Here is a 15,622-nt window from a genome sequence, read left to right on the forward strand (position 1 = left end):
TTGGCTGGGATTGCGCGGAATATGCTGCGAGCGGATGGAAAAAGCGGCAGTGCGGAATGGCAAAAAGGCGGCGAGAAGCGAAAAAACGGTGTGCGAAGCAAAAAAAACGGCTGTACGAAGCGGAAAACCGATAGCGAGAAGCGAAACAACGACAGCGGGGAACAAATCACTGGGATTAGGAAGCTGCTCCCCCTGCTTACCGAGTAGCTAAACGAACGTACAGCCACACGCCATACGTCTTTTTTGCGCCGCCATTTCTCACCTCGCCCAGCTAGTGGGCATAAAGTGGATGGGAATATGATTGACAGCGATAAAAAGGCAGGTATAATCGTAGATAACTAAGTATTCCGAGTAAAATAGTATAGATTAAAAACGGGGAGTGAAGGTCACCAGTATGAACACCACAAAGGGCAATATTCAATCCATCCTGCAACGCATCGGGATCGTTGCCGTAGCTATCGCTTTGGGAGGATGCTCGGCTGCGTCGCAAGGAACAGGGACAAACGGGAGCGGGGAAGCGGGCGGCTCACAGACCGTCGAGCTGCTGAACGTCTCGTATGACCCGACCAGAGAATTTTATCAGGAAGTCAATGCGGAATTTGCCCAGGAGTGGAAGGCGAAAACCGGACAGACGCTCAACGTCAAGCAGTCGCACGGCGGCTCCGGCAAGCAATCCCGATCCGTCATCGACGGTTTGGAAGCGGACGTGGTGACATTGGCTTTGGCGTACGACATCGACGCGATCGCCGAGCAGGGACTGATTGCGGCAGACTGGCAAAAAAAGCTTCCGGAAAACAGCTCTCCCTACACGTCTACCATCGTTTTTCTCGTGCGCAAAGGCAACCCGAAGCAGATCAAAGATTGGGATGATCTGGTCAAACCGGGCATCTCCGTCATCACGCCGAACCCGAAAACTTCCGGTGGCGCCAGATGGAACTACCTCGCCGCATGGGGATACGCCCTGAAGAAAAATGGCGGTGACGAAGCCAAGGCAAAAGAGTTCGTGGGAGCCTTGTTTAAAAACGTGCCTGTGCTCGATTCGGGAGCGCGCGGATCGACGACGACGTTTGTCGAGCGCGGGATTGGCGATGTGCTGATCGCCTGGGAAAATGAAGCGTACTTGGCTGTGAACGAGCTGGGCAAAGACAAATTCGAAATCGTCAACCCGTCTCTCAGCATCCTGGCAGAACCTCCGGTGACCGTCGTCGACAAGTATGCGGAAAAGCACAAGACAAAAGAAGTCGCCGACGCCTACTTGCAATTCCTGTACACGAAAAAAGGGCAGGAAATTGCGGCGAAGCATTACTATCGCCCACGTTCCGCGGAAGTGCTCAAAGCGCATACGCCTGCGTTTCCTGAAATCGAAATGTTCACAATAGATGAACTTTTTGGTGGCTGGACAAAAGCTCAACAAACGCACTTCTCCGACCAGGGCGTCTTTGATCAGCTGTACAAACCGTAATCCAGTCCATAACCTATCCTGCCATCAGAGGAGTTAGCTCCATGAGAAAATCATTTTTGCGCAGGGGGTTCCTGCCGGGCTTTGGCATGACGATGGGCTATACCATCATCTACTTGAGCCTCTTGGTATTAATCCCCCTGTCTGTCCTTTTTTTGAAGGCCACTACCATGAGCTGGGAGCAGTTCGTGGGAACGATCCTCGATCCGAGGGTGATCGCTTCGATTCGCGTCAGCATCCTCACGTCTTTTTTCGCCGCTTGTGTCAATGCGGTATTCGGTGTACTGGTCGCCTGGGTGTTGACCCGGTACGATTTTTTTGGCAAGCGGATCATTGACGGAATCGTCGATCTGCCTTTCGCCTTGCCGACAGCGGTAGGCGGGATTGCTCTCACCTCCATATACGCCGAAAACGGCTGGATCGGGCAGTATTTGGCCGAGTGGGGCGTAAAAGTGGCGTATACGCCGATCGGCATCTGGGTTGCTTTGACCTTTATCGGGCTGCCGTTTGTGGTGCGAACCGTGCAGCCTGTCTTGCAGGACTGGGACTTGCAGATGGAGGAAGCGGCTGCGACGCTGGGAGCCACGCGGTTTGCCACGTTTACCCGCGTCATTTTGCCGCATTTGCTGCCGGCGATCATTACGGGCTTTGCCCTCGCTTTTGCCCGGGCGCTTGGCGAATACGGCTCTGTCGTCTTTATCTCCGGAAACATGCCGCTCAAGACGGAAATCGTGCCGCTTTTGATCATGACCAAGCTGGAGCAGTTCGATTACGCGGGAGCTACCGCCATTGCAACCGTCATGCTCGTCGCATCGTTTGTCATGCTTCTGCTCATTAACTACTTGCAATGGCGAATCAACAAGTTCGATGCGGCACGATAGGAGGTGGGACAAATGAAACATGTAACCGAGCCAGCCTACGTTCGCTGGAGCCTGATCGCAGTCGCTTTTCTGTTTTTGGGCCTGTTTCTCATTTTGCCGCTGATCGCCGTGTTCACTGAGGCGTTCAAGCAAGGGGCGGGTGTTTTTCTGGCTGCGATTGCCGAGCCGGAAACGCTGTCTGCGGTCAAATTGACCTTGCTCGTAGCGGCGATTAGCGTACCGCTGAACGTCACGTTTGGGATTGCCGCCGCTTGGGCGATTGCGAAGTTTTCGTTTCGCGGCAAAAATGTGCTGCTTACGCTGATTGATCTGCCTTTTGCCGTGTCGCCTGTCATCGCCGGGCTGATTTTCGTCCTGTTGTTCGGCAGTCAGGGGGTTGCTGCGCCATGGCTGGCTGCGCTTGATCTGAAAATCATTTTCGCGGTGCCCGGGATCGTGCTTGCGACGACTTTTGTGACGTTTCCGTTCGTGGCCCGCGAGCTGATTCCGGTGATGGAAGCGCAGGGCAAAGACGAGGAAGAAGCGGCTGTATCGCTGGGAGCGAGCGGCTGGAAAACGTTTTGGCGCGTCACGCTGCCAAACGTCAAATGGGGGATTTTGTACGGTGTGATCCTCTGCAACGCCAGGGCGATGGGGGAGTTTGGCGCGGTATCGGTCGTCTCCGGCCACATTCGCGGCATGACCAATACGCTGCCGTTGCACGTGGAGATTTTGTACAACGAGTACCAGTTCGCCGCTGCGTTTGCCGTCGCAACGCTGCTCGCTGTGCTGGCGCTGGTCACGCTCGTACTGAAAAGCTTGATCGAATGGAAAACCGAGCGGAAGTCCAAGGCGGAAGAGGATTATTACTTTGACGCGTCAGGGGAGAAAGCAGGATGAGCATAGAAGTTGTCAACATTACCAAGTCGTATAAAAATTTTACCGCGCTGGAAAATGTCAATCTGCACATACCCGAGGGGGAGCTGGTTGCGCTTCTGGGACCTTCCGGTTCAGGCAAAACGACCTTGCTCCGGCTGATTGCCGGGCTGGAACAGGCGCAGCAAGGAAGCATTCTGTTCAACGGCGAGGACAATACGAACCGCGATGTCCGCGAGCGCAAAGTCGGCTTCGTCTTTCAGCATTACGCCTTGTTTCGGCACATGAACATTTTTGACAACATCGCGTTCGGGTTGACGGTTCGTTCACGCAAAACCAGACCGAGCAAGGAAGAAATTCGCGAAAAAGTGCATTCCTTGCTCAGGCTCGTGCAATTGGAAGGGCTGGCGCACCGCTATCCGTCGCAGCTGTCCGGGGGGCAGCGTCAGCGCGTGGCGTTGGCAAGAGCGCTTGCGGTCGAGCCGAAGTTTTTGCTGCTGGATGAACCGTTTGGCGCCTTGGATACAAAAGTCAGACAGGAGTTGCGGCGTTGGTTGCGGCACTTGCATGGAAAGCTCGGCTTGACGATTTTGTTCGTCACCCACGACCAGGAAGAGGCGATGGAGCTGGCTGATCGCGTCGTCGTCATGAACGAAGGGCGCGTCGAGCAGGTCGGTTCTCCCGAAGAAATTTATCTCAAGCCAGCCAACCCGTTTGTGTACAGCTTCCTGGGGCGCGTCAATCTGTTTCGCGGACGCATTCAAAACGGGCGGATCAAACTGGGCGAGGCGGAGTTCACAGCAGAGCAAGGTGTCAGCGAAGGCCCGGCGATCGGCTACATGCGTCCGCATGATGCAGAAGTGTCGCTGCATCCGCCACAATCAGCAGCCGCTACGGCTGTTCAGGCGCATATCGAGCGGATTACGCTGCTCGGCCCGCTCGTGCGTCTGGAGTTGAGACGCCTCGATACGAAAGAGGTGTTTGAAGCGGAGATGGGCCGGCAGCGCTTCCTCGAACTTCTCGTGGAAGAAGGCGACGTCGTATATGTCACGCTGAACAATTTGTCCATCTACGTGGAATCCGAACTGCAATCTGTACCGACACCTGCCTTGACTCCCGTTCACGTCACCGTTTGATTTCGCACTTCGCACTTCGCCATTCGTCATGGCAAAAACCAGTCTGCCGTTTACTCATCAGCAGACTGGTTTTTGTGTGAGGAAACGAACCTCAACGAATTTTACTCGCCGCGCTGCTTGGAGCGGGTTTCTTCTTTGCCTACAGTAGTGGAAGATCTGGTTTGCGAAGGATTTTCCTTGTTTCCCATCTCATTTTTCACGCCGTTTTTCTTGGACATAACCCCAACCTCCCTCGCTCGAGATACAGAGACATCACATAATGTGCCCGAGCGTCCTGATTTTTATTTATCAGGGATTTTCTGGTAAAATAGACAAGGTGGAGGAGGGGAGATTGTCACGTATTTGTCGGCCGACGCCGGAGAAGCGCGCGGCGTTTTCGCCCGATATTTTTTGCAAAATGCAGCTATCTCTGATAAGATAAGTGTTTGAACGATTCAAAAAAGGCAGGTATTGCGACGATGATAAGCACTCAGAACGTGACGCTGCGCTACGGCAAACGCGCACTGTTTGAAGATGTATCGATTAAGTTTACCCCTGGTAACTGCTACGGCCTCATCGGTGCGAACGGTGCCGGGAAGTCTACGTTTGTCAAAATTCTCTCCGGAGAGATCGAGCCGACAAGCGGACACGTTTCGGTGACACCAGGCGAGCGTATCGCTGTGTTGAAACAGAACCACTTCGAGTTTGACGAGTATGAAGTTCTGAAAACGGTCATCATGGGCCACAAGCGCCTCTATGAGATCATGGAAGAAAAGACTGCGCTCTACATGAAAGAAGACTTCTCCGAAGCGGACGGCAACCGTGCCTCCCAACTGGAAGGGGAATTTGAAGAGCTGAACGGCTGGATGGCGGAAGCAGATGCAGCGAGCCTTTTGATCGGTTTGGGCATCCCGACAGACCTGCACGACAAGCTGATGAAAGACCTATCCGGTACGGAAAAAGTACGGGTATTGCTCGCGCAAGCGCTGTTTGGCAACCCGCACATCCTGCTCCTGGACGAGCCGACGAACCACCTGGATATCGAGTCGATTCGCTGGCTGGAAAACTTCCTCGCCGATTATGAGAACACCGTCATTGTCGTATCCCATGACCGTCACTTCCTGAACAAAGTGTGCACGCACATTGCGGATATCGACTTCGGCAAGATTCAAATGTACGTGGGGAACTACGACTTCTGGTACGAGTCCAGCCAATTGGCGCTGAAGATGGTTCGCGATCAGAACAAGAAAAAAGAAGAGAAGATGAAGGAACTCCAGGAGTTTATCGCGCGTTTCTCCGCCAACGCTTCCAAGTCGAAGCAAGCGACCTCGCGGAAAAAGCTGTTGGAAAAAATTACACTGGAAGACATTCGTCCGTCCAGCCGTAAATATCCGTTCATCAACTTCAAGCCGGAGCGCGAAGCAGGCAAAAATTTGCTCGCTATCGAAGGCTTGAGCAAGACAGTCGAAGGCGAGAAGCTGTTTGAAAACTTGCACCTTGTCATCAACAAGGGAGACAAAGTAGCGTTTGTCGGACCAAACGAGCTGGCAAAAACGACTTTCTTCCAAATTTTGATGGGCGAAGTACAGGCAGACAGCGGTTCTTTCGAATGGGGCGTAACGACTTCGCAAGCGTACTTCCCGAAAGACAACGCTGAATACTTCAACTCCGAGCTGAGTCTCGTGGATTGGCTCCGTCAATACTCGAAAGAGCAGGATGAAACGTTCATCCGCGGCTTCCTCGGCCGCATGCTGTTCTCCGGCGACGAAGCGCTGAAAAAAGCAAACGTGCTGTCCGGAGGCGAAAAAGTTCGCTGCATGCTGTCCAAAATGATGCTGGCGAGCGCAAACGTCCTGATCATGGATGAGCCGACGAACCACTTGGACTTGGAATCCATCACAGCCTTGAACAACGGCTTGATCGATTTCGACGGAACCTTGCTGTTCGTTTCCCATGACCACCAGTTCGTGCAAACGATCGCCAACCGCATCATCGAGTTCACTCCGAAAGGCGTTATCGACAAGATGATGACGTATGACGAGTACCTCGAAAGCGACGAGATCAAGCGTCTTCGCGACGAACACTACGCGTAAACCTGCTTGTTTCCATAAAAAATCCCGTGTCAAAGGCATTAGTCAGATGCCAGACACGGGATTTTTTGCGTGGGTCAGTTCGGGGGTGCTACTTCTTCGACGAACTCGATTTTGTTCAAAAAAGCTTCCTTGCTCGAAAAAATGACGCGTTCCTTGCGCGGCAACGTAAAGAAAACAACGATGTACTGATCATCTATGTATTCGACGATTCCTCGCTTTTTGGGCCGTTCCTTCGTCTTAACCGGCTTGTTCAGCCACTCATCCATCTACATTCCCCCTAAGTCGCTCTGTTGCCATTATACCAGCTTAGCCTTTGGCAAAACCAATCGATTGCACCGTCATGGCGATGCGCAGCAACAGCAAGTCATGGCCGTGATCCGGGTTTAAGCCCGTCAGTTCGCGAATGAGCGCCAGCCGATATTTGATCGTATTTTTATGCACGTACAGCCGTGACGCCGCTTCTGCGTGATTGCCGTCCACTTGCAAAAAGACGTGAAGCGTATCCAGCAGTTGCCCGTTTTTTTCGCGATCGTATTCGTTGATTTTGTCCAAGTATTCCTGAGCGAGCAAGCGTGCCTCTCTGTCCGGCTGCTCGGCAAACAGGATGCGCTCCAGCCCGAGGTCGTGAAAATCGACGATGACCGTATTCGCTGCTGCCTTGGCATCAAGCCCGCGCATCGCCGCACGAAAGCTGATTTGCGCCTCGCGATAGCTGGCAGCAATGCCCTTGTATCCGGCGTGAAACCGCCCCAGACCGACAAACACGCGCTGTTGCCACGAAAAAGCGAGCAAAGCAGCGAGAACTTGTTTGGTGCTGGTCAGGCAAGCAGTGGAATCACTAGAGCCACTGGCTGTCGGGATCAGCAGCACGATGCGGTTTTGCTGATCGAGTCCAAGCAAAATGGCGTCATCAAGGGCGGACAGGGAAGGAGTCAGAGCCAAAAGCAAGTCGCGGTTGTCGTTCCAGTTCTCGATCCCTGTCCGCTCCAGAGGGGAGACGCCGAGAACAGCGACCGTGTAGTGATCGGCGAGCTTCCAGCCTACCTCATCCGCTTTGCGCGTGAGCACGTCTCGCGCGTGCATCTGATCGCTTAGCAACAGCTGCAAAAAGTCATTGCGAAACCGCTGGTACGTCTCGTTTACGGAACGCTGCCGCTCGATTTCCAGCGATAGCAGGGCGGCGCTTTGCTCGATCGCGACTTTTTCCCAGGCGTATAAATCCCGCTCGATGATTCCGGTGCAGATCGCGCCTTGTACGTTCCGCTCCTGAAGCAGCCAGCGCACGTGACGGCCATCTGCCCTTTTGACGAGCGGATTTTTCAGCATGGAAGGCGATGCGGCTTGTCCGAACGGGATGTCGTGCCCCTCGTCGGTTGCAAAGCCAAAGCCGCCAGGGGGAGCGTCAGGCGAAGCGGCCCACTTCCATCTCAGGCTCGGCACTTCGATGCTGATCGGCGTTTGCAGCAAGTCTGCGAGCAGTGCCGCGAGCTTGGACACCGGATCATTGGCAGTCAGATGCAGGTGAAACCGCTCGTAGATCGCATGTGTGCGATTCAGCTCAAGGCGCTGTTTGTCGTTGATGTACTGCGTGACAGGCACGATGACGTCCGACCACGCTTTATCCTTCGGAAAGGACAAAATCGGCATTTGCCTTTTCGCGGCGTGGGCGAGGACGGCAGCAGGCACGCTCGCCATGTAGCGGCCGAGTTTGATCGCCAGACCAGGCGTTCCGATGGCAGCCAACTCGTCGATCAATTGAATCAAGGTAGCTTCACACGTATTTTGGCGGATCAGAAAAGGAAAGCCTGTCGTCAGCACAAATTCACCTGCGCGCAGCCATCTGTGTCCATCCGGCGAGTCAAACGAGGTAACCCCAAGCAGTTCTTTGTCGAGAAAGTCTTCCCCGGCAAGCACGGATTCTTCCGTAAAGCCTCCAACTTCGATCAGTTCACGGACTGTTATCACGCCATTTCCCTCCGTCTTTCAATGCTTTTGGCTCAAGAAACAAAAGAACGCGATGTTTTCTGGTCAGCAGGACAAAGGAGAAAATTGAATTTTTCGATAATAATAGAGTACATGTCCAAAGCGCGCGCAGGCAATGGGACAAATCGAGTAAACAGGGGGATCTGCATGAAAGCAAGAGATTGGCTTGGAGTCGTGCCGTTTATCGGCATGCTTGGCGGAGTGCCGTTTGTGAACCGGGTGGAGCCTTATGTGCTGGGCATGCCTTTTGTCTTGTTCTGGATTGTCCTGTGGGTTGTGCTGACTTCTGTCATTATGGCGGTCATCCATCAACTCGATCCGGCTACAAAAGAGGAGGAGAGTTCATCATGAACATTGCTCTGCTGATCATTTTTGCCTTCCTGCTGTTGTCGTTCTACTCCGGGATTCGCGCACGCCAAGGCAAAGACATGGACATGGAGCAATGGACAGTAGGCGGCAGAGGCTTTGGCTCGATCTTTATTTTCCTGCTGGTCGCCGGGGAGATTTACACGACGTTCACCTTCCTCGGAGGGAGCGGCTGGGCTTACTCCAAAGGAGCGCCATCTTACTACGTCCTGTCCTACATTTCGCTTGCCTACGTCATCTCCTACTGGCTGTTGCCCCCGATCTGGCGCTATGCCAAAGAGCACAAGCTCGTTTCCCAATCCGATTTTTTCGTGAGCAAGTACAACAGCCCGATGCTGGGGATTCTCGTCGCCGCCGTTGGCGTGATCGCGATCATTCCTTACCTCGTGCTGCAATTCAAAGGGCTGGGCATCATCGTTTCCGAAGCCTCGTACGGCACGATCTCGCCAGCAGCCGCTGTCTGGCTCGGAGTCATTGCCGTCACCATCTACGTCATGCTCTCCGGCATTCACGGCTCGGCCTGGACGGCGGCGATCAAAGACATCATGATTTTTTTCGTGGTCGTTTTTCTCGGGATTTATTTGCCGTATCACTATTACGGTGGCATCCAGCCGATGTTTGCAGCCGTGCATGCGGCTAATCCGGGCTTTTTGACCTTCCCGACAGAAGGGCTTAGCACCTCCTGGTATATTTCTACCGTACTCATCACGGTTTTTGGTTTTTACATGTGGCCGCACACGTTCGGTTCCGTGTTTTCCGCCAAAAACGAAAACGTGTTCCGCAAAAATACGATCATGCTCCCGCTGTACACCTTGATGCTGTTGTTTGTGTTCTTCGTCGGCTTTACGGCGATTTTGCAAGTGCCCGGCTTGAAAGGGGCAGATGGGGATTTATCGCTTTTGCGTTTGTCGCTGAAGACGTTTGACCCGTGGATCGTCGGCATCATCGGCGCGGCTGGGCTGCTGACGGCTCTCGTTCCAGGCTCGATGCTGCTGATGACGGGAGCGACCCTTTTGGCGAAAAACGTCTACAAAGTCATGGCGCCAGCCACCTCGGATGTCCAGATCGCCAAAGTCGCCAAGCTGCTTGTTCCGGTTTTGTCGCTCATCTCGCTGTACTTTACGCTCAGCGGCGGAGACACGCTCGTCACCTTGCTGTTGATGGGCTACAGCTTGGTGACCCAGTTGTTTCCCGCTTTGCTGTTCAGCTTGGGCAAACAGCCGCTCGTCAATAAATACGGGGCGTTTGCCGGAATTGCAGCCGGAGTGTTGACGGTCGCCTATACGACGGTCTCGCAGGCGACGCTCGCGACGCTGTTTCCGCACTTGCCTTCCGTCATCCAGGATCTGAACATCGGGGTCGTGGCGCTGTTGGTGAACATCGTCGTAATGTTCGGCGTGACGCTTATCACCAAACCGCTGTTCGTCAACGGACAGCAGGCGGCCAATACGGAAGGAACGCCTACGTTCAAATAAAGCAAAAGGCCCAAACACGGCTGACGACAAAAAGGAGGAAATGAAATGGCAGAAACGGTGTTTCTCAATGGACATGTAGTGACAGTGGATGCAAACAATCGGATCGCAGAGGCGGTAGCTGTCAGAGAGAACCGCATTGTCGCGGTCGGAACGACGGAGGAGATCAAGCGCTGGATCACCCCGCAGACAAACGTGATTGATCTGCAAGGCAAAAGCCTTTTGCCAGGCTTTATTGACGCGCATTTGCACATGACGATTTACGGCACGAACAAATTGGGGGTGGACTGCAAGGCGCGCGGCATTCGCTCGATTGACGAACTGCTCGCCGCGCTCAAAGAGCAGGCGCAAAAAACCCTGGCGGGCGAGTGGGTGCGGGCGTGCGGATTCGATGAAAACGGGATGGCAGAGCAGCGCTATCCGACATTGGCCGAGCTGGACGACGTCTCGACTGATCATCCGATTTTTGTCATGCGCACTTGCGCCCATCACAGTGTCGTCAACAGCAGGGCACTGGCGCTTGCCGGCTACGATCGGCACACGCCTGACCCGCAGGGCGGACGGATTGACCGCGATGAGCATGGGAACCTGACAGGCTTTTTGGTCGAGACGGCACACATGAAAATGTTCGAGCAGGCTGCTTTTACCGAAGCGGAATACAGGGAAGGGCTGCGGCTGGCTTCGGAAGACTTTGTGGCGGCAGGGATCACCAGCATACACGACGCGGGCGGGTATGGCCCTGAAAACTTCCGGGCGATGCAAAAGGCGGTGCTCGCCGGAGACGTCAAGGTGCGCATCTACGCCATCGTCTGCTCGTTGAATCAGTCGGAGGAATTTGTGCGGCGGATGATCGACGCGGGAATGGTGACAGGTACTGGCGATGAGCGCTTTCGCATCGGCCCGGCGAAAGTTTTTACAGATGGAGCGAGCATTGCGCCGACGATGGCGATGCGCGAGCCGTTCACCAGTCGCCCCGACGATTGCGGAATCCTCTACTATGAGCAGGACGAGTTGAATACGATTTTGGGAGAGGCCCATGCAAAAGGGTTCCAGATTACTGCCCATGCACAGGGAGATCGTGCGATTGACATGCTGCTCACTTGCTTCGAAGCCGCTCTCGTTGCCCATCCGCGCGAAAATCACCGCCACCGGATCGAGCATGCAGGCGTCTCTTCTCCTGACTTGCTTGCGCGAATGGCGAAACTCGGTGTCGTGCCGATCCCGAACCCGGCGTTTATTTACGACCATGGCGATTCGTACGTGCGAAATATCGGGGAGCGGGTTCGCCACATGTTTCCGGCCAAGGATCAGTTTGCGTGCGGAATCGTGGCCGCAGGCGCTTCGGACAGCCCTGTTACCGATTTTAACCCGCTGATCGGGATTCATGCGGCGGTCAATCGCCAGAGCAAAACGGGCCAATCGGTGGGAGCCAACCAGCGAGTGAGTGTGCCGGAAGCGATCCGCATGTTCACCTGGAACGGGGCGTACGCCAGCTTTGAGGAAGGGCAAAAAGGCAGCATCGAACCTGGCAAGCTGGCTGATCTCGTCGTGCTCAGCGGCAATATTCTCGCCACTCCGCATGACCGGATCAAGGAACTGAAGGTCGAACAGACGATGATCGACGGCAAGCTGGTTTACCAAAGACAAGACGAGGAGGTTATCCAGGCATGACTGAAAAAGCGAGGACGCTTGCGATCAACGCAGAACGATTGCGCAAACGGATCGAGGCGCTGGCCCAAATCGGCAAAATCGGCGAGACGGGCGTATGTCGGCTGGCTTTGTCCGCAGAGGATCGGGCAGGGGTGGACTTGGTGCGCTCGTGGATGGAGGAAGCGGGACTTGCTGCCCGGGTGGATCATTTTGGCAACCTGATCGGGCGAATGGCGGGGAAAAGCCCGGAAGCGCCTGTGCTGATGATCGGCTCGCACATCGACTCCCAACCGTACGGCGGCAGATTCGACGGCGTGATCGGCGTGCTGGGCGCTCTGGAAGCCGTGCAGACGATGCGCGAACAAGGGATCGTGCCGCAGCAACCGATCGAAGTGGTCGCGTTTTGCGACGAGGAAGGCTGTCGGTTTCAAAAAGGCTTGTTCGGATCAAAAGGAATTTTGGGACAATGGGCTGAGGAAGATTTGGCGCGAGCCGACAAAGATGGCGTGACACGCAGGGAAGCGCTCGTCGCCTTTGGCTGCGACCCGGATCGGTTGGCCGAATCTGTCTATCCGGAAGGCAGCATCGGGGCTTACCTGGAGCTGCATATCGAGCAAGGCCCTGTGCTCGATGGCGCGGACGAGCCGATCGGCATTGTCTCCGGGATCTCCGGCCCGCTTTGGTGGACGGTGGAGCTGACGGGCTTTGCCGGACATGCCGGATCGGTGCCCATGCCGATGCGAAAAGACGCCTTGGTCGGCGCAGCGAAGGTCATTCTCGCGGTCAACGAGCTGGCGAAGCTCGACCCTGCGGCGCCTACTGTCGGCACGGTAGGGCATTTGCAGGTGTTTCCTGATTCGCGCAACATCATCCCGGAGCGCGTGCGTTTTTCCGTCGACTTGCGCGACATCGACCTGGCCCGGCGCGACGAGCGGGAAATGGCGCTGCGCGAGGCGATCGCGACGGCAGCAGAAGAAGGCGGCTTGCAATACACGATTACCGAAGATACGAACAGCGACCCTCGCTACTGTGCGGACTGGATCAAGGCGATCATGCACGAAGAGAGCCGCGCACTCGGCCTAGAGCCGCGGGAATTGATGAGCGGCCCGTTTCACGACGCCCTGGCGTTATCGTACGTATGCGACTACGGGATGATTTTTGTCCGCTGCAAAGACGGAATCAGCCATAACCCGCAAGAGTTTTCCACCTACGAGGATATCGCGCTCGGGACAGAGCTGCTGTACCAAACGGCGCTGCGCATGAGCGCGAGCAGCTAGACGGACACCGCGCCGCGGCCGCATAAAAAATCGCCTGCCGATCCACTGGCAGGCGACTTTTCGTGAAGCGAAACCTTTGCGGCGCATGGAAAGGAAGACTTTGCCGATCGTTTTTGATATATTTTAAGGATAAGAAAACAGGAAGGAAGAATGCAATGAAAATGCGCGTTTCCGCTGTGCAGTACCACTTGCACACGATACATAGTTTTGCAGATTTTGCGAATCAGGTCGAGCACTACGTTCGCAACGCCGATGAGTACGAAACCGAGTTTCTGCTGTTTCCCGAGCTGTTCACCACCCAGCTGATGTCCATTGGCGATGAGCAGGGACGCGCTTTGCCGATTACCGCGCTGCCTTCGTTCACCGAGCAGTACGTCCAGCTGTTTTCTTCCTTGGCGGCCAAGTACAACATGCACTTGATCGGGGGCACGCACATCATCGAGGAGAACGGCAAGCTGTACAACACGGCTTTTCTGTTCTACCCGGATGGACGAGTCGGCCAGCAAAAGAAAATCCACATCACCCCGTGGGAAGTCAAAGGCTGGAACATGGGCGCGGGCGACTCCCTGCAAATTTTTGAAACCGACAAAGGCAAAGTCGCGATGATCATTTGCTACGACATCGAGTTCCCAGAGTGGGTGCGGATTGCCAAAGCGCGCGGAGCGGATGTCATTTTCTGTCCGTCCTGCACAGACGACCGCCACGCCTTCCATCGCGTGCGCTACACCAGCCACGCGCGCACGATCGAAAATCAGGTGTACGTCGTGCTGACAGGCACAATCGGTTCGCTGCCGACTGTCGACTTTATGCGCGCCAATTTTGGCCAGGCAGCGATTCTGACGCCAAACGATGTGCCGTTCCCGCCGCGCGGAGTGCTTGCCGAAGGGGAGATCAACCACGACATGCTCGTGACTGCCGACCTCGACCTGTCGCTTTTGTATGAAGTGCGGGAAAAAGGCTCCGTGACGACCTGGCGTGACCGCCGGACAGACTTGTACACCGATTGGAACTAGCATCAGCGCACGTAAGGAGGATGGCAATGTACCGCAAAGAGCTGTATGTGTTTGAAGGGGACAAGCCGCGCAAGGCTGTGATCCGCAACTACAACCGCTCCGACTTTTTCGAGCTGATCCAGATTCAGGCGGAGAGCTTCCCGCCGCCGTTTCCATCCGAACTGTGGTGGAACCAGGAGCAGCTCACCAACCATATCACGCTGTTTCCCGAGGGCGCGATTTGCGTTGAGGTAGACGGAGTGCTGGCCGGATCAATGACGGCGCTGCTCGTGTCGTTCGATCCGGCGCACCCCGAGCACAAATGGGCGGACGTGACGGACGACGGCTATATCAGGAGCCACAATCCTGGCGGCGACACCTTGTACATCGTGGACATATGCATTCGGCCAAGCCACCGCAAGCTCGGACTGGGACAGCTGATGATGCAGGCGATGTATGAGCTGGTTGTGCAAAAAGGCTTGACGCGCTTGCTCGGCGGCGGAAGAATGCCGGGCTACGGACGCTATGCGAACCAATGGACGCCAGAGCAATACGTGGAGCATGTGGTTTCGGGCGAAGTGAAAGACCCCGTCATCACGTTTCTGATGCGCTGCGGGCGCGTGCCTGTGCAGATCGTGGCCGATTATTTGGAGGACGAGGAATCCCGCAACTACGCCGTGCTGATGGAATGGAAAAACCCGTTTCTGGCACGATAAGCCAAAAGAGAATCATTTTTCAGGAGGACGAAACCGATGGAATTTGTACGCATTCAACATATCGACAACCCGCTGTTCGCCAACATGCACCGCTTGATGCAGGACGTTTTTCCGCCGGAGGAAGTGCTTGACTACGATCTGTGGAAAGAACCGCTCGAAGACCCGTCCATCCGCGTGTTTGTGGCCGTTCATGAAGGAGAAGTGGTAGGCGCTACCGAATACCGTTATTACCCGGACATGAACGTCGCCATGACCGACTTCACTATCATTGGCCGCGAAGGACTGGGAGTGGGCCGCTTCCTGGCGAGAGAGCGCCAAAAAGACTTGCTCGCGCTCGCTGCGGAAAACGGCAAAGAACTGTACGGCATGTTTGCGGAAATTTACGACCCGTACCGCGTGGAAGAGCACAGCTTCGGCGGCATCAAGCCGATGGACCCGTTCGTTCGCCGCGAAGTGCTGTCCCATCTCGGCTACAAGCGCACCAATTTCCAATACGTCCATCCATCCTGGCAAAACGACGGAGAAGCAGTCGCAGGACTGGACCTTGGCTTCATGCCGACCAATGAAGAGCAAACCACGCTGGAAGCTGATTTGATCGTCACTTTCCTCAAGCGCTACTACGCCGTCCTCCCGCAAAAGCCGCAAGCTTGGCTGGACATGGTCGCAGAGCTTGAAAGCAAAGACAGCGTGGAGCTTTTGCCGATCTAAACGAAACGATCTGACAGCAAGAACCGACACTCCTGTGGGGCTATTCATCGTGGCT

Annotated in this window: 15 protein-coding genes; 13 read left to right on the forward strand and 2 right to left on the reverse strand. The window is 55.1% G+C overall.

The features are described from left to right. The first annotated feature begins 21 nt into the window (after positions 1 to 21). From M2298_RS06255 to M2298_RS06280, 6 genes are all read left to right on the forward strand, one after another. Complete coding sequence (locus M2298_RS06255) at positions 22 to 207, forward strand: hypothetical protein (RefSeq protein WP_280648326.1); 186 nt, start codon at positions 22 to 24, stop codon at positions 205 to 207. A 187-nt stretch (positions 208 to 394) separates the two neighbouring features. Continuing rightward, on the forward strand, positions 395 to 1,462 hold the full coding sequence (locus M2298_RS06260; protein ID WP_122963482.1) for a sulfate ABC transporter substrate-binding protein: 1,068 nt from the start codon (positions 395 to 397) through the stop codon (positions 1,460 to 1,462). A 41-nt stretch (positions 1,463 to 1,503) separates the two neighbouring features. After that, positions 1,504 to 2,340, forward strand: coding sequence for a sulfate ABC transporter permease subunit CysT (cysT, locus tag M2298_RS06265; RefSeq protein ID WP_141254161.1), 837 nt, complete (start codon positions 1,504 to 1,506; stop codon positions 2,338 to 2,340). Between the two features lie 12 nt (positions 2,341 to 2,352). Beyond that, positions 2,353 to 3,219, forward strand: a complete 867-nt coding sequence (cysW, locus tag M2298_RS06270) for a sulfate ABC transporter permease subunit CysW (RefSeq protein ID WP_141254163.1) — start codon at positions 2,353 to 2,355, stop codon at positions 3,217 to 3,219. Beyond that, positions 3,216 to 4,331, forward strand: a complete 1,116-nt coding sequence (locus M2298_RS06275) for a sulfate/molybdate ABC transporter ATP-binding protein (RefSeq protein WP_122963481.1) — start codon at positions 3,216 to 3,218, stop codon at positions 4,329 to 4,331. The genes cysW and M2298_RS06275 overlap by 4 nt, the downstream gene beginning before the upstream one ends. A gap of 458 nt (positions 4,332 to 4,789) precedes the next feature. Beyond that, positions 4,790 to 6,403 (forward strand): ABC-F family ATP-binding cassette domain-containing protein, encoded by a 1,614-nt coding sequence (locus M2298_RS06280; RefSeq protein WP_122963480.1) that lies wholly within the window; start codon positions 4,790 to 4,792, stop codon positions 6,401 to 6,403. A 74-nt stretch (positions 6,404 to 6,477) separates the two neighbouring features. On the opposite strand, the gene M2298_RS06285 is transcribed toward M2298_RS06280, so the two are convergent. Both M2298_RS06285 and M2298_RS06290 read right to left on the reverse strand, forming a co-directional pair. Further along, on the reverse strand, positions 6,478 to 6,669 hold the full coding sequence (locus M2298_RS06285; protein WP_280648327.1) for a hypothetical protein: 192 nt from the start codon (positions 6,667 to 6,669) through the stop codon (positions 6,478 to 6,480). A 40-nt stretch (positions 6,670 to 6,709) separates the two neighbouring features. Continuing rightward, positions 6,710 to 8,368, reverse strand: coding sequence for a PucR family transcriptional regulator (locus M2298_RS06290; protein WP_280648328.1), 1,659 nt, complete (start codon positions 8,366 to 8,368; stop codon positions 6,710 to 6,712). A 165-nt stretch (positions 8,369 to 8,533) separates the two neighbouring features. On the opposite strand from M2298_RS06290, the gene M2298_RS06295 reads away from it, so the two are divergent. The 7 genes from M2298_RS06295 (at position 8,534) to M2298_RS06325 (ending at position 15,567) form a co-directional block, all read left to right on the forward strand. Next, entirely contained in the window at positions 8,534 to 8,737 is a 204-nt protein-coding gene (locus tag M2298_RS06295; protein WP_063227036.1) for a DUF3311 domain-containing protein, read from the forward strand. Continuing rightward, positions 8,734 to 10,227: a sodium:solute symporter family protein gene (locus M2298_RS06300; protein ID WP_280648330.1), complete on the forward strand. Its 1,494-nt coding sequence runs from the start codon at positions 8,734 to 8,736 to the stop codon at positions 10,225 to 10,227. Before M2298_RS06295 ends, M2298_RS06300 begins: the two co-directional genes overlap by 4 nt. A gap of 45 nt (positions 10,228 to 10,272) precedes the next feature. Then, complete coding sequence (locus M2298_RS06305) at positions 10,273 to 11,895, forward strand: amidohydrolase (protein ID WP_280648331.1); 1,623 nt, start codon at positions 10,273 to 10,275, stop codon at positions 11,893 to 11,895. Continuing rightward, the gene (locus M2298_RS06310; protein WP_280648332.1) at positions 11,892 to 13,151 is read left to right on the forward strand and encodes a M20 family metallo-hydrolase; all 1,260 of its coding nucleotides are present in this window, start codon (positions 11,892 to 11,894) and stop codon (positions 13,149 to 13,151) included. Before M2298_RS06305 ends, M2298_RS06310 begins: the two co-directional genes overlap by 4 nt. A gap of 155 nt (positions 13,152 to 13,306) precedes the next feature. Next, positions 13,307 to 14,164 (forward strand): carbon-nitrogen hydrolase family protein, encoded by an 858-nt coding sequence (locus tag M2298_RS06315; protein WP_280648333.1) that lies wholly within the window; start codon positions 13,307 to 13,309, stop codon positions 14,162 to 14,164. A gap of 26 nt (positions 14,165 to 14,190) precedes the next feature. Then, complete coding sequence (locus tag M2298_RS06320) at positions 14,191 to 14,859, forward strand: GNAT family N-acetyltransferase (RefSeq protein WP_173595861.1); 669 nt, start codon at positions 14,191 to 14,193, stop codon at positions 14,857 to 14,859. Between the two features lie 36 nt (positions 14,860 to 14,895). Beyond that, positions 14,896 to 15,567 (forward strand): GNAT family N-acetyltransferase, encoded by a 672-nt coding sequence (locus tag M2298_RS06325; protein ID WP_242771654.1) that lies wholly within the window; start codon positions 14,896 to 14,898, stop codon positions 15,565 to 15,567. The last annotated feature ends 55 nt before the right edge of the window (positions 15,568 to 15,622 follow it).

The organism is Brevibacillus sp. 1238 (assembly GCF_029892995.1).
Taxonomy (GTDB): Bacteria; Bacillota; Bacilli; order Brevibacillales; family Brevibacillaceae; genus Brevibacillus; species Brevibacillus parabrevis.